The organism is Parablautia muri (genome assembly GCF_009917485.1).
In the GTDB taxonomy this organism is placed as follows: domain Bacteria; phylum Bacillota; class Clostridia; order Lachnospirales; family Lachnospiraceae; genus Suilimivivens; species Suilimivivens muri.
This window is the reverse complement of the sequence record NZ_QZDT01000017.1, coordinates 1-22,299: the sequence shown is the minus strand read 5'-3', so window position 1 is coordinate 22,299 and position 22,299 is coordinate 1. Positions and strand designations below refer to the sequence as shown.

Below are 22,299 nucleotides of genomic sequence, written 5' to 3'. Positions count from 1 at the left end.
ATCATGAGTGCAAGGAGAGTGCTGAAATATCCGGGAAGTAAATGGAATATAGCAGGTGGGCTTGTTGGATTGATACCAGAACATCACAGCTATGTAGAGCCTTACTTTGGAAGCGGCGCGGTATTGTTCCATAAGCAGCCTTCCGCCATGGAGACGATAAACGACCTGGATTCTGATGTCACCAATCTCTTTACATGTATACAAAAGGATTCCGAAAGACTGGCCAGGCTGGTGATGACAACGCCTTTTTCCCGGGAAGTGTACGAAGGACAGTTTAAGGAGGCGCCGGAAGGGCTGTATGCAAGTAAATTCCAGCGGGCAGCAGGATTCTTGATTAAATGCTGGCAGGGGTATGGATTTAGAACAAATGGCTATATGGCCGGGTGGAAAAATGACGTGGCAGGAAGGGAAAGGGCCTATGCATTATGGGACTGGTACCGGCTGCCGGGATGGATCATAGATATAGCGGAGCGGTTGCGGTGGGTGCAGATAGAAAACAGACCTGCTTTAGAAGTGATAAAGCGGTTTGATTATGAGAATGTATTTATGCACCTTGACCCGCCTTATCTGCTAGAGTCGAGAACGGGAAAGCAGTATAAGCATGAGATGACGGATGCAGACCATGAGGAGATGCTAAAGACGATCCTTCAGGTAAAAGCTAAGGTAATGGTATCCGGCTATGAGTCAGAAATGTATAACGATTACCTGCATAGATGGCACAGGAAATATTTTAAGAGCTGTGCAGAGCAGGGAAGGCCGAGGATGGAAGTTGTGTGGATGAACTATGAAAGCAGTGTGCAGATGTCATTGGATGACTTTATTTTATTTCAGAGAAAAAATGAGGTATAAAGCATTGACAGAAAAAAAGATAAGGGAAATAAAATTTGAAAAAGGCGCTTCATTTACGGCAAAGTTTATCAACAAATTTTGTGAGGAATGGGACAGCGTGGTGAAACAAATCAGAAGCAGCGGGCGGAAGCTGGATGCTATTGCAATTGTTAAACGGTAAAAGAATGAGATGGGAAAATGAAATGTGTAAACATTATGTGCTCTTATTGGAAAGAAGAAGAATGTCCTACCGCAGAAGGGTGTGCAGGATTTATGGATGAAACACCTTGTACAGCAGAAGAAAGAAAAGAAAGAGGATGTACAGAATGGTGCGGACTGCCATTTTGCTAAATCGGAGTTTAGCGGATTAAGAGAATAGCAGAGAAAGGAGCCGGAGCCTCCGGCCGGGGTGACGTGTACACGGGCTCCTTTTAGGGAAATGGGAAAAATAAAAGAAACTTATAAAAGCAGGGTTTATACGGAACGGCCTGATTACGCGGATTTTGATGCACCTGCAAAATTTCAGGCAATCCAGAGTATTATTGCGAAACGTCTCATGGAACATCCGAACGCAATATGTTCATATTCCGGTGGGGCGGACAGCGATATTATGATTGATATTATAGAACGTACACGGGATATTTTTGACCTGCCTCAGATCGCATATGTCTTTTTCAATACTGGATTGGAAATGAAAGCCATCAAGGACCATGTAAAGGATACGGCAGAAAAATATGGTGTGGAAATAAAGGAGTGTAGACCGAAAGTCGGAATCGTGCAGGCTTCAAGGACATACGGGATCCCATTTGTTTCAAAGATTATGTCAGCTGGACTTTCGGAATGGCAAAAGAAAGGAATTCCATTGTCGATTGCGGAAGAATATGAACGGGCAGAAGACAAAGCAGTAAAGCGTAAGGAATTGAAAGAGCGCTATCCAAAATGTGAAAGTGTAATAAATTTTTTGTGCTGCTGCAATTCCAACGGAGAGCCGAGACCCAATATTCAGCTTGTGATTAATTCGTCAAAATATATGCGCGACTTTATCAGGGATTTCCCTCCTGATTTTCAGATCAGCGCAAAATGCTGCGACTACTGCAAGAAGCGGTTAGCGCACAAGATGCAGAAAGATTACGAGATGATAATTACTGGAGAACGGCGAGCAGAGGGAGGAATGCGCTCAGTTCCGCGCAAAGATAACACTACATTGTGTTTTGGAGAGCAGAGCAACGGCCAGTACCGGCTCCGCCCATTGTATTATGTTACGGACAATGATAAATCATGGTATAAGGATTACTATGGAATCAGGTATTCTGATGCTTACGAGGTTTACGGACTGACAAGAACAGGCTGCTGCGGATGCCCGATTTCTCATAAAGCAATAGAAGATCTGGAACTGATTCGACCATACGAACCGAACGTTGTGAAAGCCGCGTGGAACATCTTTGGAAAAAGCTATGAATATCGGAGGGCGTATAACGAGTATAAGAAGCAGAGGATGCAGGAGGAACGAGATGTGGATACAGGAGAACTGGAAGGGCAAATGAATATATATGATTTTTTAAATTAAACTTTAGTGGAGGTGGGTATGGGACCAGAAGATGCTATAGAAATTATCAAGAAAATGCATAAGGGAGTTTACACGACCAATCAGTTTATTGCTTTAAGCATGGCCTATGATGCTCTTGGAAAAGAGACATGTGATAGATGTGATGGATGTAAGAATGACGGTGTAGAGTGTATGCATTGCATGAGAGCATATTCAGACTGTTATGAAGATTAAACTTTAGTGGAGAAAAAAGGAGGAAAATATAGGATATGAGAAAATATGAATTTACAGGAGAAACGAAAAATACAGGTATGTTCGGCAATATCACCGTCAGAAGGATAAGAGCAACGGTAGAATTTGGTGTGGTCAAGGTCGGAGACTTAGGCGGATGGATAGAGAAGGAAGAAAATCTTTTGCAGGAAGGTAATGCCTGGGTCTGCGGTAATGCCGAGGTCTACGGTGATGCCAAGGTCTGCGGCGATGCCGAGGTCCGCGGTAATGCCAAGGTCTGCGGTGATGCCGAGGTCTACGGTAATGCCGAGGTCTACGGTAATGCCGAGGTCTGCGGTAATGCCTGTGTCTACGGTAATGCCAAGGTCTGCGGTGATGCCGAGGTCTACGGTAATGCCGAGGTCTACGGTAATGCCGAGGTCTGCGGTAATGCCTGTGTCTACGGTAATGCCAAGGTCTGCGGTGATGCCGAGGTCTGCGGTGATGCCAAGGTCTACGGTAATGCCGAGGTCTGCGGTAATGCCTGTGTCTACGGTAATGCCAAGGTCTGCGGTGATGCCGAGGTCTGCGGTGATGCCAAGGTCTACGGTGATGCCGAGGTCTACGGTGATGCCGAGGTCTACGGTAATGCCGAGGTCTACGGTGATGCCGAGGTCTGCGGTAATGCCGAAGTCCTACAGGCAAACCATCTGCTGGTAATAGGGCCAATTGGCAGCAGAGATGCCTTTACCACATTCTTTAGGGATAAAGACAATCAGATTTCTGTTAGGTGTGGATGCTTTTTTGGTAAGATTGACAAATTTCTGGAAAAAGTACAGCAGACCCACGCTGACAGGAGATATGCGCTGGTCTATAGAGCTGCGGTGGAAACCGCAAAGATTCATATTGATTTGGATTAAACTTTAGTGGAGATGTGGAATGGCAATATTGAATTATACGACAACAGTTGACAGTTTTAAAACAGTATCAGAAATAGAATACATATTGATGAAGCACAAAGCAAAATCCATTATGAAAAATTATGATGGAGAATCCATAATCGGACTGTCATTTCTGATTGATACCGGGGTACAGCAAATTCCGGTCAGACTTCCGGTTAAAGTGGATGAATGTCTGGAGGTTCTGAAAAAAGAGAAAAGGGAAAACCCAAGAAAGCAGATTAAGGACACGAGGCAGCAGGCGGAGCGTATTGCGTGGCGTATTTTGAAAGATTGGGTAGAAGCCCAAATGGCTTTGCTGGATATTGAAATGGTGCGGTTTGAGGAAATATTTCTCCCGTACATAGAGACAAACACGGGTCAAACTATTTATGAGCGATTAGAAAAGAAACAATTTTTATTAGAAGTTTAGTTTAAAACTTTAGTGGAGACATGTAAAAAGGGACCCGAAGGTGCCATGAGATGAATTGCTGTATGCGCCTTTATAAAATGTGAGATGAGTATATACGTGTTATTCTCCCAGGTTACTAATAGCGGTTATCCGTATTACTTATCTTACAACAAGACGCAGGGAGAAATTCAAAACCGCCTTCAAAACAATGAAAACCATGTTTTTTCACCTCCATCTCAAAAGTAGTATATTACAAAAATAAATGTATTGTAATAATCTTTTATGAGCCATTCAGTATATCAATCAGCTAAACTGTCCTTTAGCGGAGCAAGGAAGAAGAAAGTGTATCAGAACGACCGAAAATGAATCAATCCGGCAGCAGGCGTATAAGGAAAGGCGAGGTAATATAAAATGAGCCAAGTGGTGGAAATAACCATAGATTTAACAAATCCAAACCGTAATTCCATGATAGAAACCTTTGGGGTGGTTAAAACAGGGGAAAGAAATATCTATTGTAAAGCGGGAGACATTGGAAGAAGATTTTTTATTCCAAATATGAATGAGGTGAAATACAGGGGATTCCTAAATTATTCATACCGCTATCAGACGGAAGATACAGACTATAGGGAAATAATAGAGTCAGAAAAAACATCGAATGCAATAAGCGAGATAGTGAAATATCTTGAAAAAGATTTGAACCGCTATCAGAGAAGATTAGAAGCATCAGATGAATATTATCAGGCCTTATTGGATTTTTATTAAGAGGTATCAGGCGTGTCAGGAAAGGAGAAAAATGAGCAGAGTATTACCGATTTTATTTAATACCGACATGGTTCGGGCGATACTTGACGGAAGAAAGACGGTTACAAGGCGAGTAATTAAGCATCCACCACATCCAGATATGCCGGACAGCCATAATTATTGCAGGATGCCGTTATGGATGAGGATTGGGAAAAATGAATGTGGTTTTAGAACATTGCATTATATGGATGTCGTAGAGCAGAGCCCATTTAAACCAACAAGATACTTTGAGAGCCTTGCACCTTTTGATAAGGGAGATATCCTGTATGTTCGGGAAACATGGGCAGAATGGACAGGCGGGTATTTATACAAGGCATGGCAAGAGCCACTTGTGCAGCCAGGGAAAAGCGCGGTGATGCGCTGGCATCCATCAATCCATATGCCGAAAGAAGCCGCCCGTATCTGGCTTAAGGTCATGGATGTAAGGGCAGAACAGCTGCAGGAGATTACAAATGAGCAGATTCTTAAAGAAGGGATAAAAAAAGAAGCTGTAGAACATTATATGGCACAGTTCCCGGAAACTACGGAACAATGGGTACATGCGGCACACTTCCTGCCATTTTCAGATTTATGGAACTCTACAATCAGGAAATCGGAGTTTGACTTATACAGCTGGGATTCGAACCCATGGGTATGGGCCATAGAATTTGAACGGTGTGAGAAACCAGAGGAGAATTAGCCAAGAGGCAGCAGGTCTTATAATATATTTTTGTTTGTGATGCCTAAGATATTGAGTAGCAGGTATTGTATTCAGCGTAGGAGGAATAAGGTGGATAAAAAGATATTGGCGGATTATATAGATGCGTGTGAATTAATCAAAGAAACAGAGCAGGATATCAGGCGGATGAAAAAAGATGAGGTGGTACAAGATAAAGTAAACGGAAGTAATCCTGATTTCCCATATCAAAAAATGAGTTTTCATTTATCGGGTGTGATGGAAACATATCTTGATTCTGCGGGCATAGAAAAAGAGAAGAATTTATTAATAGAACGCAAGTGGAATGCAGAAAAATTAAAGAGAAATATAGAAAAGTGGATGGGCACAATACCTTCCAGAATGCAACGTATCATCAGAATGAGGTATTTTGAGGGGAAATCATGGGAAGAAGTTGCAATTGGTATTGGAAGAAATGCAACGGCAGATAGTGTTAGAAAAGAGTTTGACAGGTTTATAAGAAAAAAATAAAAATTTGTCCGTTTTGTCCGCATTGTCCGTTTTTTTTATGATAAAATATAAAATGAGATAAGTATAAGTCATGAAGCACCTAACTGCCACGGCGGTTAGGTGCTTTCTGCTTTTTGGAATAAATAGGCGTGGTGGTGATGTTTGGACAGAGAAGCAATACAAAACTATGAGCTGGCGAAAGCTGATTATATGGCCGGAATGAAATATAAAGATATTGCCCAAAAATATGGTGTTGCCCTAAATACAGTCAAGTCATGGAAAGTAAGGTATGGATGGGAGAAAAATAAATCAAAAAGTGTGCACACAAAACCTGAAAAAGTGTGCGCACAAAATGAAAATAAAAATGGATTGCAAGAGACCGTTACAAATGAAGAAATTCAGGAACCGCAACCCCCTGGTTTAACCGATAAGCAAAGGCTTTTTTGTTGTCTTTATGTCAAATGTTTTAATGCAACTAAAGCATACCAAAAAGCGTACGAAGTGGACTATTTTACTGCACAATCAGCGGGTGCAAGGATGTTAAGAAATGTTAAGGTAAAAAAGGAAATCCAAAACTTAAAGCAAAACCGCCTGAATAGAGAAATGCTCTCTGAAGAAGACATATTTCAGAAATATATGGATATAGCCTTTGCTGATATCACGGACTATGTAGAGTTTGGACGCGAAATAGTTCCTGTGATGGGCACTTTTGGTCCTGTCATATTAAAGGACGAAGAAACAGGCACCAAAATTGAAGTAAAGAAGGAAGTTAATGTAATCCGTTTAAGAGAAAGTACAGAGGTTGATGGAACCTTAATTTCGGAGGTCAAACAAGGGAAAGAAGGAACCAGTATCAAGCTTGCCGATCGCATGAAGGCATTACAGTGGATATCAGATCATATGGATTTGGCTACAGATGAACAAAGAGCAAGAATAGCGGTCCTGAAATCACAGGTAGTTCAAAAAGACGAAGCCAAAGGCCAGGCACAGGATTGGAAAACAGCAATTATTGAGATAGCAAAACGAAGGAGTAAAAAGAAGGATGGAAGACCTAATTGATGCTTTAGAGGTCTATTATGATGATCCAGTTGCTTTCTTAGAAGATATGCTTAAGATGGAATGTGACGACTGGCAGGAGGAGGTTGCAGCAGATATATCAGAACATTCAAAAGTAGCAGTTAAGTCCGGTCAGGGTGTTGGCAAAACAGCATTGGAGGCCGGACTTATTATCTGGTTTCTTGCGTGCCGTCCATATTCTAAGGTGATCGCTACAGCACCCACAATGCAACAGCTTTATGATGTGCTTTGGGCTGAAATTGCTAAATGGTTAGACTGTTCTAAGGTGAAGAATCTTCTTGCCTGGACTAAGACGAAGGTTTACATGATAGGCGACTCTGAACGGTGGTTTGCCACAGCCAAGACGGCAACCAAACCGGAAAATATGCAGGGTTTTCATGAAGACCACATGTTAATTGTAGTAGATGAAGCATCAGGTGTGGCGGATCCAATCATGGAAGCAATACTAGGAACACTGACAGGCTTTGATAACAAGCTCCTGCTGATGGGAAATCCCAACAGAATAGACGGTGTTTTTTATGATGCCTTTAATAAAGACAGGGATAAGTTCAAAACACATACGGTAAGCAGCAGAAATTCAAAGCGTACATCAAAGGACAATATAGAGATGCTCGAGTCCAAGTATGGAAAAGACTCTGATGTATGCCGTGTCAGGATCGATGGCCAGTTTCCTAAAGGCGCTTTGGACTCTTTTATATCCTTGGAAACTGTAGAGCTTGCATGTGATAAGAACAACCAAATAAGGCAGAGTGACATTGATGCAGCCAAAACACTCCATATCGGAGTGGATGTGGCAAGATTTGGTGATGATAAGACAGTGATAACCCCGCGGGTATGCGCTAAGGTGTTTGAGTTCAAGAAATTTACCAAGAAAGACACAATGGAAACAGCTGGAAACGTGATTGCATGCTGTAAAGAGTATATGAAGCGGTTTCCAGATGTTAAGAGCTGCATGATAAAAGTAGATGATTCTGGTGTTGGCGGCGGTGTGACGGATCGCCTGAAAGAGGTAATCAGGGATGAAAAGCTGCCATACATGGTAATCCCTGTCAATAATGGCAGTGCTGCCACTGACGAATATTATTTTAACCTGGGTGCACAGCTATGGGGACACGTGAAGGAGCTGCTTGAGAGTAATTTTTCTAACAAAATGCAGGGAAAGAATGATGTGCAGATTGAATTACCGAATGATGAAGAAATGATAAAGCAGTTGAGCATTAGAAAATACCATATGACATCCAAAGGGAAAATACAGCTTGAATCAAAAGATGATATGAAAAAACGTGGCCTGGGCTCGCCTGATACGGCGGATTCCCTGGCCCTTGCGCTGCATGAGCCTACAACATGGCTGTATTAAAGGAGGTGGAAAAAATTGCTTACAGTGGAAGAAATAAAATATTTTATAGATGAAGACGCAAAATCCAGGAAGAAGAAACGGGCAGCGCAGGGAATGAAATATTATGAAGGCGAGCACAAAATAATGGGTTCGCGGATATTTTATATAGATGCGGACGGGAAGGTCAAAGAAGATACCATAAGGAGCAATATAAAAATTTCGCATCCCTTCTTTACGGAACTTGTTGACCAGGAAGTACAGTATATGCTTTCCGGCGGCGGTGATTTTATTAAATCAGATATTCAGGAGCTGCAGGAGAAGCTAAACCTGTATTTTGATGATGGATTCTGGTCAGAAATGTATGAAACCCTTACCGGCTGTATCGCAAAGGGGTTTGATTATATGTATGCGTATCAGACAAGTGAAAACAGGATCGGTTTCCAGCAGGCGGATTCAATCGGCGTGGTTGAGGTCAGGGCCAAAGATACAGATGACAAGACGGAACACGTGATATACTGGCACATTGACCGGATTGAGAAGGGGGAGAAGACTGTTAAGCGCATCCAGGTATGGGATGCGAAGGAGACCTATTATTATATCCAGGTAAATGATGGGAAAATAGTTGAAGACGAAGACGCGGAATTAAACCCCAGGCCTCATATTGTTTCATCAAACGAAAAAGGCGAGGGCTTCGGCTCCTGTTTCGGCTTTATTCCATTTTTCAGGATTGACAATAATGCAAAGCAGTTCAGTGGATTAAAACCGATAAAAGATCTGATAGACGATTATGACCTGATGGCATGCAGCCTTTCAAATAACTTACAGGATTTTACAGACGCAATTTATGTCGTGTCCGGTTTCCAAGGGGCGAATCTGGATGAAATGATGCAGAATATCAAGGCTAAGAAACATATAGCAGTTTCACCGGACGGAGGATTGGATATAAAGACGGTGGATATCCCATATGAAGCCCGGAAGGCGAAACTGGAATTAGACGAAAAGAATATTTACCGCTTTGGTATGGGATTCAATTCCGCACAGCTTGGAGATGGGAATATCACCAATGTGGTTATCAGAAGCAGGTATGCGCTGCTTGACTTAAAATGCAACAAGCTGGAAATCAGGCTGAAAGGGTTCCTTAGGAAAATTATTAAAATAGTACTGGACGAAATCAACAGGAATGAAGGCACTGATTACCGGATGAAGGATGTGTATTTTAATTTTGTGCGGGAAGTGATTACCAATGCCAAGGATAATGCGGAGATTGAACTGACAGATGCGCAAAAAGAAGGGCAGATGCTTGATAACCTGCTGAAAGTGAATAATATCATTGATGATGAGACCATTATCCGGGAAGTCTGCTCTGTTCTGGACATTGATTTTGAAGAAATCAAAGATAAACTGGCAGCAGGGGAAGGAGAAACCCAAACCGTTCAGGAAATGCTGGAAAATATAACTCCGGAATAGAGGTGAAAGCAATGATAAAAAGAAAAAGAGAGCAGCCGGTTGGTGAAGAAGTCAGAAAAACCAAAGCAGAAGAAAGAGTCAGGGAAATTCAGGCATGCTGTGACACAATCAAAAGGCTTGCAGGTAAAATTATAAATTTTGATGACATGAATATACAATATGATATTAATATACATATAGAACCAAAACAATTGCCTGTAATAGAAGTGAAAACCCTGTTAGTGTCTAAAGAAATGCTTGAGGCGGTGCAGGATAATGAATAAAAGACAGCTTGAGGTACAGAAAATACAGGCAGACAGCGAAGAAAAGGTTATCAGGCTTCTGAAACAGGTCTATACACAGGCAAGGAAGGACTGCGAAGCAAAGATCAGAGAGCTTTCCACGAGAACTGATATGGAAAACTTACAGAGCATTGTATACCAGAAGCAGTACCAGGAGGCGCTTAAAAAGCAGATTGACAGTATTTTAGATACTTTAGATACCAATACCTTTACTACAATTGCCGATTATCTGGCATTGAGCTATGAAGATGGCTTTTTCGGCACGCTGTATGACCTTCAAGGACAGGGGATCCCGCTGATATTTCCAATCAATCAGGATGAAGTGGTCAAGGCCCTGCAGGTAGATTCTAAGATTTCAAAAGGGCTGTACAATAAGCTTGGAGAAGATGTTACATATTTGAAAAAGTCAATCAGAGCCGAGCTGTCAAGAGGTGCGGTAAGGGGAGAAAGCTGGAACCAGATAGCCGTACATATAGCAAAGGGCATGAATAGCCCATTTAATAAAGCATACAACCGCGCAATCACGATTGCAAGGACAGAAGGGCACAGGGTACAGCAGGAGGCTGCTTTCCAGTGTCAGCAAAAGGCAAAATCCAAAGGCGCAGATGTTGTGAAACAATGGGATTCTACGTTAGACGGCCTTACAAGGCCGCACCACCGTGAGCTTGACGGGCAGGTAAGGGAATTGGAAGAACCTTTTGAGGTGGCAGGAAAGAAAGGTATGTATCCAGGAGCCTTTGGGGATCCATCTGAAGATTGTAACTGCCGGTGCTGCCTTTTGCAGCGTGCAAGATGGGCGTTATCGGAGGAAGAATATTACACAAAATGGGACGGTGATAAAAATGAGCTTGTCAGGGTAAAGGCAAAGACTTATAATGAATTTAAGCAAACAGTGAATGCCTTAAGCAACTCTCTGGATTATCGTATAGTGAACTATACAGATGGAGATTATGCAGTAAAAGAAAGAGTTGCTTTTTTAGAAGCGATGACGGAAATGCCGCAGAAAGTAAAAGAATCTCTGTCAAATACAATTGTAAGTGTGGGCTCTAAAGGAAGTGCATATGATCCTGTGTCAGATACGATATTTATTGGCATGAATGCTTCAAAAAGAGAAGCGGTCCACGAGATAGGGCATGCAATAGAAAACAAGGTTTTTGACAGTGCCAAGGTTGATGTTGTGAAAAGCATGTGTGTGGAGGGATTGTCTGTAGATGATATTGTCGCAGTAACCGCAATAGATTCATCTGGATCTAAGTCAGAGATTTATATATTGAAGTCCGATAAATTTCTAAATAATTATCAGGGAAGGCTTTATGTTACAGATCCGTTTGAAGCAGTATTAGATGATGGGACGATTGATATCAACTGCATGAAAGAATTTGTATCGGTTGCAGTTGAACAGTATTTCGAGAATGCCGAAAGAGTAAAGAAAAAGAACTACGATATTTTTGCATTGATAGAGGAATCGTTAAAATGACACAGAAGGAACTTTTTTTAAGCCTGAAATCCTATCAGGATTTTGATAAAAATAGAGGCGCTTTTAGGGGAATGAGAATTGATGATGAAATCCGGGCGCATTCTGATAAGATTTTTCCTAAAGCATACGCACCAAAGGACATGCACCGGGAAGTAAGATTGGTTGATGAAGAATGAGGGATTGATTGAAAATAATAATTCAGTCAGTCCTTTTTATGTGAAAGGTAGGTGGTACGCCCATCTATGGGCTAAAGTGTAAGTATACATCCGAAAGGGTGTATTTTTTTATTGCCCGAATAACCGTGATGGCATATAAACTATACGGAAATAAAACTGTGTAATGGAAAGGAAAAGGCATGGACTGGTTAAAAGAGATTTTAGGAGAAGAATTGTATAAACAGCTTATGGAGGCGATAGGCACCTACAACCAAAAGCCTGAGAACAAAGAAAAACAGATAAAGCTGGCAGACCTTGGGAAGGGCGAATATGTATCAAAAGAGGAGTATTCTGCTTTAGAGGCAGATAAAGGGAACCTGGCCGAACAGCTGAAAACATCACAAGGGCTGATCAATGAATTGAAAAAGGGAACTAGCGGTGATGAGGCCCTGCAGGGCAAAATAGGAGAGTACGAAGCAACAATTGAAACTCTGCAGAAACAGCTGGCGCAGGAAAAGCTTGACGCTGCGGTGAAGATTGCGCTTTTAGAATCAAAATGCAAAGACGTGGACTATATCACCTTTAAGCTGAAAGAAAAAGGAGAGCTTGCCCTTGACGAATCCGGAAAAGTTAAGGGTATGGATGATAAGCTGGCGGCGCTGAAGACACAGTTCCCCAGCCAGTTTGAAAATGAAAAAAATAATAGGATAATTGAAAACAGACTGCCCGGCATGGACAGCCAGGGGCACGACCAGGGGGACCCTAAAAATTTGGCAGAGGCATTAAAACAGCAGTATGAAGAAAATGCAGAGTAAAGAAAGGATAAGGTGAAAATCATGGCAGTTATGACATTGGAGGAATTGAAAAAGGGGATGGCGGATAAGGTATTTGACCAGATTGTGGATATTTTTCTCAGGGAGTCCGCAATCCTGCAGAAGCTGCAGTTTGACGATTGTGTTTCCGCATCAGGCGGCGGCTCAACCATGAAATACAAATATATGCGTAAAGTGCTGCCTGCAACGGCCCAGTTCAGGAAGTTAAACGCCCCTTATACGGCATCAGCGGCAACCAAAAAGGAATTTGAGTCCAGTCTGGCAATCATGGGCGGCGAGGTACAGCTTGACAGGGTTTTAAACAAAGTGGCAGGCAGGTTTGACAACCTGGCATACCAGATTGAAGAACATATCAAGGCGGTCATTTCCTTGTTTCATTATACCCTGATCAATGGTGATGCGGTGGCTACGGCAGCAACGGAAAAACCGGAATTTGAAGGGCTGGACTCCATGGTTGCAGGAACCAGTACGGAGCTAGGCACGGACAAAGTGATTGATTTATCTAATATTGATGCATTGAAAAAGAATGCGGATGAATTTTATGAGGCGTTGAATCTGTTGATCAGGACGACAGATGCGGATGCCCTTCTCCTAAATACGGAATCCATTGCTAAAATCCAGACCGTAGCAAGGCTGCTTGGATACAAAACCGAATCTGAAACAGCGTTTGGGAGAAAAATCACCAGTATTGACGGCGTCCAGTTTATGGACCTGCATAACCATTATACTGTTTCAGGGGAGGGGACGGGTGCCAGCGCTGTAGCCAATGCGGTTGTGAAGAAAAATATCAAGCGTACAGTAGGCGAAGCGGAAACGAGCGGGTTAACAGACATTTATGCGGTCAAATTTGACGTAAATGACGGATTCCACGGCATCAGTCTCAGTGGCGGCGCTGTTATTGACAAGTATCTTCCTGATTTTAATAAGCCCGGGGTCATGAAGAATGCGGAAGTTGAAATGATTGCAGCCACAGTGTTAAAAAATACTGAACATGCAGGCGTTCTTAGAAATATTAAAATTGCTTAAGGAAAGGATGATTAAATATGTCAGCTAAAAAACCAGAAACGGAACAAGAAATGAAGCAGGAAGAAATTCAAAAAGAAAAGCTGGAAGGTACAATTGAGGCATCAGGAACGGAGGCAAAGGCAAAATCATGGTTGGTCAAGGTTTCAAATAACCCGGACTATTGCGGCATTGGCGCCGGTGGTGTACAGTTTGCAAATGGTCAGGCTGTCATTGAATCTGAAAGGATGGCGGCGTGGTTTAAGGAACACAGCGGCTACACGGTAACAGAGCAGCGGTAAGAAAGGAGGTCTCTGATGGTCGTAAAAGCGGAAACTCTGCTTTCGATGGATGAATTTGAGGGCATGGATGAAAATGCTCTTTCCATGAAGCTGGAAGCTGTTGAGAGCTTAATAAGAAGTTACACCAACAATAATTTCCAGAACCGTGCAATGAGGATTGAGGCCCCTGCCAGCCAAGGGCTTTTGCTTGGCCGTTCGCCTTTTTTCAAGGTGGGGGATACGGTGCAGATATCCCAATCAAAGGTAAATGATGGACTGTATGTAATTACAGGGATAGATGCCGACAGTATAACCGTTAACAAGGAATTGTTTGATGCTCCGTCTAACAGAGTTACGAAAATAATCTATCCGGCAGATGTGCAAAAAGGTGTAATTGATTTAATGCTGTGGGAAAAGGGAAGCCGCCAGAAGGTGGGAATCAAGTCGGAAACGCTCTCAAGGCATTCTGTGACATACTATGATCAAGATTCAAGTAACCAGGTGATGGGGTATCCGGTGTCCCTGCTTGGCTTTTTAAAACCCTACATAAAACCAAGGTTTTGATATGAAAATTGGCGGAAATTGCTCGGCTATAATCCAGGTGCAGGACACGATACAGCAGAATAGTATTGGAGAAGATGTGCCAGAGTGGAAAAATGTACAATCTTTCAAAGGCTGGCTGGATTTGTCTGCAGGGGATTCTAACAGCGCAAATTTTAATGCTAAGGTTCAGGAATCCACGCATATTTTCCTTTGTGATTATTTCCCGTTGCAGTACAGCGAGGAAGAAAAACCGGATAAAGTAAATAAAATCACCCCGGAAAATAGCCGGATGATAGTCGAAGGCAGCATTTATGAAGTAACTATATATGATGATCCAATGAATAGACATGAACACTTGGAAATTTATTTAAAATATGTTGGCGGGTGCTGATTATGGGTGCAAATGTACAGTTTATAAATAATTCGGTTAAAGTGAAGAAAGCGCTAAATGATAAAGGGGTAGCCTGGCTATATGAAGCGTGTGGTGAATTGGAAGCACGAACAAAAAGAAACTCCAAGGTGGTGACAGGAAAAACAAAAGGATCCTATCAGCATAATGTTGACGAAAACAATCTTGAGGGTTTTGTTGGATCCAATTATGAAAATGCTATCTGGGAAGAATTTGGAACCGGTGAATATGCCCTGAATGGTAATGGGCGAAAGGGAGGCTGGTTTTATAAGGATGCACAAGGCAAAGGACATTTTACACATGGTAAACATCCGAAAAGACCACTTTTTAAGGCATTTACATCATTAAAAGGTAGTCTGATTCAACGTGCACAAGAAATTTTTGGTGGTTCATAATGAAACAGGTATTAAAATTGATAGCTTCTGAAATGAAAAAAGCAGGTATAGATTATCATTTCATGAAAAACAAAAAAAGAAAAAGGACTTATCCCTACTTTGTAGGTGAGCTCCTTCCAGCAGACCCAACTACGGAAGACGGTAAAAAGGAATTTACGCTTGTTTTAGATGGATTTAACAGAGAAAGTGAGACAACGGACGGTACGCTGTTTGAACTACTGGAAGAAGCTGAAAAAATTGAAAAACATTTTCCTTCTGTAGATGGATTAACCGCTTTAGTTAAAAATCAAGCTATAGCGGTTTATTTTTTGGGCTGCCAGCCCGTGGAATCAGGGGATGAACAGCTTGAAAAGGTACAAGTTAATTTATCAATTAAAACATGGAAAGGTTAAAAGAGTGAAGATGTGGGCCTAATTAAAGGACTAAAAAAATCCGGTATTACAGAAAAAACACCAAAATCCTTAATGCTTGGTGCCGGTACTATTTATAAAAATCTTGTTTGGAACGAGGAGAAAAGTGTTTGGAACGGTACAGTTTTTGGTGCTACAAGCGGAGGTAATAAGTTTACACTTACACCCAATATTACGGTGGTTGATGTGGACGGTGCGACCGTTGATACTAAAGGATTAACGCAGAAACAAGGCGAAACAGCGCAGCTTGATATTAATCTTGTAGAAGTTTCCCCCGAGTCTTTAAAACTGGCTATGATTGGCGAAGAAGTAACAAGCGAGGCAGCAGGCTTTACGAAGCTGGCTACTAAATCTGTTATTGCGGATGAAGACTACATTGACAATATCGCTTTTGTAGGTTTTCTTGCGGATGATACACCAATCATTATTATTATGGAAAATGCTCTTTGTACATCCGGCCTCGAATTATCCGGTGCCAATAAAGAGGCAACGGTTATTCCGGTGACGTTTAAACCGTATGCCGACAATGAGGGCGAAATATTTGACAGGCTTCCAGTTTATATTTATTATCCGGCAAACAGAGACGCGAACACTGATGTTACAGACCCAGGGGCGCAGGTCTAAATAAAATAATTTTAATAAAAGGATGGAAAATTACACATGGAAAATATAAATGTTGTTGCGGCACAAGATGAAGCAGAGAAGGAAGTACAGCAGATTGAAGAAAGAGTAAAACCATATACATTCAGGAAACTGAACAGTACAGATCTGTTTCCCATGATTAAGCTTATTACCAAGATTGGGATTGATGAGCTGACAGAGGTCTTTGAGGGCGACACAATCAAAAAAATTATTGATGGTGTGACCAAGAAAGAAAAAAATATTACAGGTGAGGAATCTGATGTAGAAAAAGAAGCTACTGCAAATGGGGAAAAAAACGCTAAAGGGAAAGAAATCATTGTTGGTATTGGTGTAGCGCTTAAGCTTGTAAATAAAATCATGGAACATATTCCCTCTTGTGAAAATGATATATATACTTTGCTTTCCAGGGTTAGTGGTATGAGCATTGAAGAAATTAAGGGACTTGACCTTGATGTATTCATGAAAATGCTTCTTGATTTCGTTACAAAGGAAGAATTTTGGGATTTTTTCAAGGTTGCTTCAGAGTACATCAAACGGTTAGGTTAAATGAATTTATGGACTTGCTACATAAAAGGTATGCAAGTCCTTTTTCTTTGTTAGACACCCTGATTGAAAATAAACAGTTTAGCGAATATATCCAATTCTTGCTGAACAAAGAAGCAGAGGATAGAAATGATCAGATGCTTTGGGAATTTTACCTGCATAAAGTTTTTGACAAGCCTTTTAACGAATTTAAGAAAGACATACTTGTTAAAAGTGAAGGGGAAAGCAAGAAAAATGATGCTACGGATGAAGCGAAGAGAAATGAGATTATAGAAAGATCCAATGCTATCTTGAATGGATTTGTCCCTTACTAAGTAAGAAAGGAGTGTGTATAAATTGACAGAACTGTTTCGCTTGATAGGAAAAGTTTCCATTGATAACAGTTCGGCAAATGAAAGCATAGATGAAACAGTTAATAAAGCAGAAAAATCACAAAGCAAACTTTCTTCAGTCGGTGGAAAGATAGCAAAAGGTCTATCGTCTATTGCGAAGGTGGCAGCTGGGATCATAGCATCTGTATCAGTTGTTGCAGGCGGAGCACTGGTTGCAATGTCAACGCAGGCTGTGCAATGCTACGCGGATTATGAACAGCTGGTAGGCGGTGTAGAAACCCTGTTTGGGGCAGGTGGCCAGTCTATAGAAGAATATGCCGCAAGTGTCGGTAAATCTGTTGGTGATGTGCAGGATGAGTATAAGAGCCTGATGACAGCGCAGGATACTGTTGTCGGCCATGCACGGGAGGCCTTTAAAACGGCAGGCCTCTCCGCTAATGACTATATGGATACCGTCACAAGTTTTTCCGCTGCATTGATCAACAGTTTAGACGGTGACACAGTAAAAGCAGCTGGTGTTGCAGACAAAGCAATCATTGACATGTCAGATAACGCAAATAAAATGGGCTCTGCAATGGAATCCATACAGAATGCTTATCAGGGCTTTGCAAAGCAGAATTACACCATGCTGGATAATCTGAAGCTTGGCTATGGCGGCACGAAAGAAGAAATGCAAAGGTTGCTTGCAGATGCAAATGAGCTAAACAAGCAGCAGGGCATTATAACAGATTATTCTATAGAAAATTTTGCTGATATCGTAGAGGCGATCCATGTTATTCAGGACAACATGGGTATTACGGGAACAACTGCAAAAGAAGCGGCGACCACAATTCAAGGCTCTATTGGGATGATGAAGGCGGCTTGGACTAACTTCTTAACAGGAATGGCCGACCCTGACCAGGATTTTAATGCCCTGCTTGGAAATTTGGTGGATTCCGTTGTAACGGTGGCGGACAACCTTGTCCCACGGATAGCCGCATTACTGCCAAGGCTTGTTTTGGGTTTGTCTCAGCTGGCTCAATCTCTGGCACGGTATCTTCCTGATATAGTCGGCCAGCTTTTACCTGCATTGATAAGCGGAGTTTCCGCTTTGGTTGGCGAACTCATAACGGCAATTCCGGCTATTTTAAAGGTACTTATTCCGGTGCTTTTTTCGAGCATCAGTGAGATCTTTACAAGTGTTGCAGGGATGCTTTCGGGAAGCGGTGCCTTACAATCACTCCAAGGGCTTTTCAGTGAAGGATTTGGCGAGGAAATTTTACATGCCGGACAGAGGATATTGACATTTACCCAGCGTTTAAATGGGGAGACGGTTGAACTGTTCGCTGGAAAATTAGGTTCCTTGCGCGAAATGTTTTCAGCAGTGCAGAGTGTTTTACAGCCTCTGGCTGAAACATATATCCTGAATTTGATGCAGAGATTTGAAAATCTTATTTTTACGATTGAAAACGTAGTTTTACCGGTGATTTCGTTACTGATAGACGGGTTTTTATCTATCTCTACAACAATTTTAACGGCAATCCAACCAGCAATAACGCGGATCTCTGCTGTTTGGTCTGAAATGTCAGGCCTTATTTCTGATTTTTATTCTGAAATGATTCTGCCAACGATTGGGGCATTTATTGAGATGCTAAGCGAATTATTTACAGAAAATCAAGACAAGCTTACAAAAATCGGAGAACTTTTTAGTACAATTTTTAATCTGATAGCATCTATTGTTGAGTGGTTTTATGCTTCTGTTGTCCAGGGGATCTTACTTCCGGCAATTGAATTGATCACAACATGGGTTTTTGATAATATGGGGCAGATTAAGGCTGCTTTTCAATCTGCTTTTAATATTATAGGCGGCATAGTGCAGTTTTTTACGGCACTTTTTAGGGGCGATTGGTCGGGAATGTGGAAGGCAATCCAATCAATCCTTAGTGCCGGCTTGGCATTTATTCAAAATGTTTTTTTGCTGATACAAAGTTTTATTTCCGTTGTGGGTTCAGCGATTTGGTCTATTATAACCAATGCGTTCGAAAATAGCAGAATGGCCATTGTTAATAAACTGACTGCAGCACAGCAGTCAGTTACGAGTATTTTAAATGCGGTCAAAAATTTTATTTCGTCAATCGGTTCAACGATTTGGTCCATTGTAACTAACGCGTTTGAAAATGTGCGTACGTCTATTGTAAGCAAACTGACCGCGGCGAAAGATAGCGTGGTTTCTATTTTTACATCCATTAAGGATGAGATTAACAGTAAGATGGAGGCAGCAAAACAGGTTGTAGCAAATGCGGTACAAAAATTGAGAGACCTGTTTAACTTTAGTTGGGAGTTACCAAAAATAAAACTTCCACATTTTAAGATAGATGGGAGCTTTAGCTTAGATCCACCCTCGGTGCCTTCGTTTGAAATTGAGTGGTATAAAAAAGGCGCTGTAATGCTTGAGCCTACGGCCTTCGGGATTAATCCGGCAAACGGTAAGGTGATGGCTGGCGGCGAAGCAGGAAAAGAAGCTATTGCACCAATAGAAACGCTAAAACAATATGTCGGTGAAGCGGTTGCTGGGCAGAATGCTGAATTAATTGCAGTTTTGAACCTGATTCTTGAGGCTATATATACTTTGGATGACGGGCTTGCTGAAAAGCTGGTTAATGCGCTGCTGGGCATGCAATTTCAAATGAATAAACGCGAGTTTGCAAGATTAGTAAAAGAGGTGTAGTTGATGTTGGAACAAATTACATTTATAAATCACATTAATGAAAAAATGGAATGGGGTAAAAATGGAATCTATGTCAACTACAACGATCTTCGCGATTACTCATGGAATTTTACATCTGACAACAATCAGATATCTTCCTTTAATATGGGGATTGTCACAAAGTCAGTCCCCATTATTATTTGCTGTTCTTCAGAGGAAGAAGGACTGCTGTTAAAAAACAGGCTGCTGGAATATGCTGACAAAGATGTCCTTGCATTGCAGCATGGGAAAATTATTATTGATGATTATTATCTAAGATGCTATGTAACAGGCAGTAAGAAAAGCAAGTATTTAGTCAATAAAGGATACTTAGAGACGACATTGACAATTGCAACGGATTATCCCCACTGGGTAAAAGAAGGAAAAACTTCTTTCAGGGCAAACGGTGCAGTTATTGCGGATGGAGCTGGTCAAACTCCTGTGGGAAGTAAGAGAAATTTAGATTATAATGTTGATTTCCCATATGATTATATGTCCGGAATGAAGGGAAAAACCTTGAATAATACCGGTTTTGTCGGGACTAATTTTAGGCTGATTATCTATGGGGCTGTTATCAATCCTACAATTTATATTGCAGGGCACTGCTATCAGGTAAACTGTGCTGTCGGAGAAGAAGAATATCTTACAATTGACAGTCTGGCAAAAACCATCAGATTGTCAAAGCAGGGAGGGGCAATTGAAAATTGCTTTAACTACAGAAACAGAAATTCATATGTTTTTCAAAAAGTTCCTCCAGGGGACAACACCGTTACTTGGGATAATACTTTTGGATTTGATGTAATTTTACTGGATGAAAGAAGTGAGCCAAAATGGATTTGATTTATGCGACAGATCAAAAAGAAGATATTGGTGTGATGAAGAATTTTACTTTTGATCTTGCGTTTGGTGTGGATGAAAACAATTTTGAATTAACCGTTAACACGAATAACCACGTATGCAGAGAAGGTTATATTTTATACATTGAAGATACTGAATATGGGGGGATTGTGGATAATATCAGGGTGGCGACAGCCTCAAGTCAATTAATATATGGCGGCCGGACCTGGCATGGGATTTTAGAATCAAAGGTAATTGAGCCGGATCCAGGAGAAGATTACCTCGTATGTAATGGCGAGGCTAACCAGATTTTAGGGTTATTGCTAACCAGAATGGGATTGTCGGATTTATTTAGAGCAAACTCCGAGAGTTCGGGGCTTACAGTTAATAATTATAAAATGAACCGGTATGTAAAAGGCTATCTTGGCATCCGAAACATGCTTGAAACAGTAAATGGAAAGTTGAAGATCGACTTTCAGGAGGGCTTTGTTATTCTGTCAGCGGCACCTTTGGTTGATTATTCGCGGGATGATGAATTTGATTCTTCGCAGATTGACTTTGATGTTAAGAAGAATTACAGGCATACTAACCATATGATTTGTTTGGGAAAGGGAGAACTGGCAGAAAGGCAGGTTATCCATCTGTATGCCGATACGGCAGGCAATATTTCGCATGTCCAGTCTCAATTTGGAATGGATGAGGTGACAGATGTCTATGAAAACGTCAACGCAGAATCAGACGAAGAACTTGAAAATGGGGGTATTAAAGCTCTTAAAGAAGCATGGAATTCTGACGAATTGCAGGTCAACTTTGACAGTACAAGAAGTTACGATATCGGGGATATTGTCGGTGCAAGGGAAAATACTACGGGGATTTTTGTGGCAAGACCGATTGCAAAGAAAATAGTGACCATTAGGGATAATGTGGTAGTAATATCTCATAAGGTAGGAGAATAATCATGGCGAATTTACATTTAGTTACAGGCTATGCAGGAGAGGAGCATATAACATCTGATGATCAGGGCTCTTTTAACGCGGCGATTATGGGAACGGGAGAGTTTATATTAGAGCGCGGGAAACAATTCGCGGCGTCAATTATTTCAAATAATAAGGTAAGGGTGCTTGATGGAGATGCATTGATGCAGGGCAGGCACATCCGGATGAAAGAAAATACATATGTGGATCTGAATTTTGATAATGGTCTTCAGGGTTACAGCAGGGTTGACCTAATTGTGATCCGCTATAGCAAGGATCCTGCAACCGATATAGAAAAAGCAAATCTGGTTGTTATAAAGGGAACGCCTGTTGAGGGCGAACCGGCAGCACCGGACCATATCACAGGGGATATAATCAATGAACATGATCTGGAAAATGATACTGTATTATATAAAGTACCTTTTATTGGTTTAAATATCCAGCCGCTTGAAAAGGTATTTAGTACCGTCCCCACATGGGAGACATTGAAGAATCAAGTTATTAATAATATTACAGCGAAATTTGATGCGCTGGTAGCAGAGGCTATGCAGCAGATTGCGGATGGTCAGAAGCCTCTTGTAAGTAATATAGATGATATGCTTTTGATTGAGAAGTATGGAGAGTACGGAGCTGATGCTAAAACAGTTGGAGAGGAATTTAATAAGATAAATGGCAATTTA

The 22,299-nt window shown here is 41.5% G+C and carries 29 protein-coding genes; all 29 read left to right on the top strand.

The genetic code is table 11. The annotated features are described in order from the left end of the window. Positions 1-3: 3 nt before the first annotated feature. Positions 4-849 carry a DNA adenine methylase gene (locus D5281_RS11520; RefSeq protein ID WP_160560352.1) on the top strand — a complete coding sequence of 282 codons (846 nt, stop codon included), beginning with the start codon at positions 4-6 and terminating at the stop codon, positions 847-849. A gap of 4 nt (positions 850-853) precedes the next feature. Beyond that, complete coding sequence (locus D5281_RS11515; RefSeq protein ID WP_160560351.1) at positions 854-1,009, top strand: hypothetical protein; 156 nt, start codon at positions 854-856, stop codon at positions 1,007-1,009. Positions 1,010-1,267: 258 nt separating this feature from the next. Further along, on the top strand, positions 1,268-2,395 hold the full coding sequence (locus D5281_RS11510; protein ID WP_160560350.1) for a phosphoadenosine phosphosulfate reductase domain-containing protein: 1,128 nt from the start codon (positions 1,268-1,270) through the stop codon (positions 2,393-2,395). Positions 2,396-2,413: 18 nt separating this feature from the next. Beyond that, a complete protein-coding gene (locus tag D5281_RS11505; protein WP_160560349.1) occupies positions 2,414-2,608 on the top strand; it encodes a hypothetical protein in 195 nt (64 codons plus the stop codon). A gap of 35 nt (positions 2,609-2,643) precedes the next feature. Next, a complete protein-coding gene (locus D5281_RS11500; protein WP_160560348.1) occupies positions 2,644-3,504 on the top strand; it encodes a hypothetical protein in 861 nt (286 codons plus the stop codon). A 19-nt stretch (positions 3,505-3,523) separates the two neighbouring features. Continuing rightward, the gene (locus tag D5281_RS11495) at positions 3,524-3,955 is read left to right on the top strand and encodes a hypothetical protein (RefSeq protein ID WP_160560347.1); all 432 of its coding nucleotides are present in this window, start codon (positions 3,524-3,526) and stop codon (positions 3,953-3,955) included. 390 nt (positions 3,956-4,345) lie between these two features. Then, positions 4,346-4,696, top strand: coding sequence for a hypothetical protein (locus D5281_RS11490; RefSeq protein ID WP_160560346.1), 351 nt, complete (start codon positions 4,346-4,348; stop codon positions 4,694-4,696). 31 nt (positions 4,697-4,727) lie between these two features. After that, positions 4,728-5,414, top strand: coding sequence for a hypothetical protein (locus D5281_RS11485; RefSeq protein ID WP_160560345.1), 687 nt, complete (start codon positions 4,728-4,730; stop codon positions 5,412-5,414). A gap of 90 nt (positions 5,415-5,504) precedes the next feature. Next, a complete protein-coding gene (locus D5281_RS11480) occupies positions 5,505-5,921 on the top strand; it encodes an RNA polymerase sigma factor sigma-70 region 4 domain-containing protein (protein WP_330584972.1) in 417 nt (138 codons plus the stop codon). A gap of 141 nt (positions 5,922-6,062) precedes the next feature. Continuing rightward, complete coding sequence (locus D5281_RS11475) at positions 6,063-6,959, top strand: terminase small subunit (RefSeq protein ID WP_277935316.1); 897 nt, start codon at positions 6,063-6,065, stop codon at positions 6,957-6,959. Further along, a complete protein-coding gene (locus D5281_RS11470) occupies positions 6,943-8,334 on the top strand; it encodes an AAA family ATPase (RefSeq protein ID WP_160560343.1) in 1,392 nt (463 codons plus the stop codon). The genes D5281_RS11475 and D5281_RS11470 overlap by 17 nt, the downstream gene beginning before the upstream one ends. A gap of 24 nt (positions 8,335-8,358) precedes the next feature. Beyond that, entirely contained in the window at positions 8,359-9,780 is a 1,422-nt protein-coding gene (locus tag D5281_RS11465) for a phage portal protein (RefSeq protein ID WP_330584983.1), read from the top strand. Positions 9,781-9,791: 11 nt separating this feature from the next. Then, positions 9,792-10,043, top strand: a complete 252-nt coding sequence (locus tag D5281_RS11460; RefSeq protein WP_160560341.1) for a hypothetical protein — start codon at positions 9,792-9,794, stop codon at positions 10,041-10,043. Beyond that, positions 10,036-11,538 (top strand): phage head morphogenesis protein, encoded by a 1,503-nt coding sequence (locus tag D5281_RS11455; RefSeq protein WP_160560340.1) that lies wholly within the window; start codon positions 10,036-10,038, stop codon positions 11,536-11,538. The genes D5281_RS11460 and D5281_RS11455 overlap by 8 nt, the downstream gene beginning before the upstream one ends. Continuing rightward, the gene (locus D5281_RS11450; RefSeq protein ID WP_160560339.1) at positions 11,535-11,714 is read left to right on the top strand and encodes a hypothetical protein; all 180 of its coding nucleotides are present in this window, start codon (positions 11,535-11,537) and stop codon (positions 11,712-11,714) included. Before D5281_RS11455 ends, D5281_RS11450 begins: the two co-directional genes overlap by 4 nt. A 179-nt stretch (positions 11,715-11,893) precedes the next feature. Beyond that, complete coding sequence (locus D5281_RS11445; protein ID WP_160560338.1) at positions 11,894-12,508, top strand: phage scaffolding protein; 615 nt, start codon at positions 11,894-11,896, stop codon at positions 12,506-12,508. Between the two features lie 21 nt (positions 12,509-12,529). Next, the gene (locus D5281_RS11440) at positions 12,530-13,552 is read left to right on the top strand and encodes a major capsid protein (protein WP_160560337.1); all 1,023 of its coding nucleotides are present in this window, start codon (positions 12,530-12,532) and stop codon (positions 13,550-13,552) included. Between the two features lie 17 nt (positions 13,553-13,569). After that, the gene (locus D5281_RS11435; protein WP_160560335.1) at positions 13,570-13,830 is read left to right on the top strand and encodes a hypothetical protein; all 261 of its coding nucleotides are present in this window, start codon (positions 13,570-13,572) and stop codon (positions 13,828-13,830) included. Between the two features lie 15 nt (positions 13,831-13,845). Continuing rightward, positions 13,846-14,373: a hypothetical protein gene (locus D5281_RS11430; RefSeq protein WP_160560333.1), complete on the top strand. Its 528-nt coding sequence runs from the start codon at positions 13,846-13,848 to the stop codon at positions 14,371-14,373. A 1-nt stretch (position 14,374) separates the two neighbouring features. Beyond that, positions 14,375-14,743 carry a head-tail adaptor protein gene (locus D5281_RS11425; protein ID WP_160560331.1) on the top strand — a complete coding sequence of 123 codons (369 nt, stop codon included), beginning with the start codon at positions 14,375-14,377 and terminating at the stop codon, positions 14,741-14,743. Positions 14,744-14,745: 2 nt separating this feature from the next. Then, the gene (locus D5281_RS11420; RefSeq protein WP_160560330.1) at positions 14,746-15,156 is read left to right on the top strand and encodes an HK97 gp10 family phage protein; all 411 of its coding nucleotides are present in this window, start codon (positions 14,746-14,748) and stop codon (positions 15,154-15,156) included. After that, positions 15,156-15,548 (top strand): hypothetical protein, encoded by a 393-nt coding sequence (locus tag D5281_RS11415; RefSeq protein ID WP_160560328.1) that lies wholly within the window; start codon positions 15,156-15,158, stop codon positions 15,546-15,548. Before D5281_RS11420 ends, D5281_RS11415 begins: the two co-directional genes overlap by 1 nt. Before the next feature lie 12 nt (positions 15,549-15,560). Further along, complete coding sequence (locus tag D5281_RS11410; RefSeq protein ID WP_160560326.1) at positions 15,561-16,190, top strand: hypothetical protein; 630 nt, start codon at positions 15,561-15,563, stop codon at positions 16,188-16,190. A gap of 36 nt (positions 16,191-16,226) precedes the next feature. Next, on the top strand, positions 16,227-16,754 hold the full coding sequence (locus D5281_RS11405) for a hypothetical protein (protein ID WP_160560324.1): 528 nt from the start codon (positions 16,227-16,229) through the stop codon (positions 16,752-16,754). Continuing rightward, the gene (locus D5281_RS11400; RefSeq protein ID WP_160560323.1) at positions 16,706-17,065 is read left to right on the top strand and encodes a hypothetical protein; all 360 of its coding nucleotides are present in this window, start codon (positions 16,706-16,708) and stop codon (positions 17,063-17,065) included. The genes D5281_RS11405 and D5281_RS11400 overlap by 49 nt, the downstream gene beginning before the upstream one ends. 22 nt (positions 17,066-17,087) lie before the next feature. Further along, entirely contained in the window at positions 17,088-19,790 is a 2,703-nt protein-coding gene (locus D5281_RS25640; RefSeq protein ID WP_277935315.1) for a phage tail protein, read from the top strand. A gap of 3 nt (positions 19,791-19,793) precedes the next feature. Next, a complete protein-coding gene (locus tag D5281_RS11390; RefSeq protein WP_160560321.1) occupies positions 19,794-20,648 on the top strand; it encodes a hypothetical protein in 855 nt (284 codons plus the stop codon). Next, a complete protein-coding gene (locus tag D5281_RS11385) occupies positions 20,639-21,601 on the top strand; it encodes a hypothetical protein (protein WP_160560319.1) in 963 nt (320 codons plus the stop codon). Before D5281_RS11390 ends, D5281_RS11385 begins: the two co-directional genes overlap by 10 nt. A gap of 2 nt (positions 21,602-21,603) precedes the next feature. Beyond that, positions 21,604-22,299: hypothetical protein (locus D5281_RS11380; protein WP_160560318.1), on the top strand; the 696-nt coding region annotated here is incomplete at its 3' end.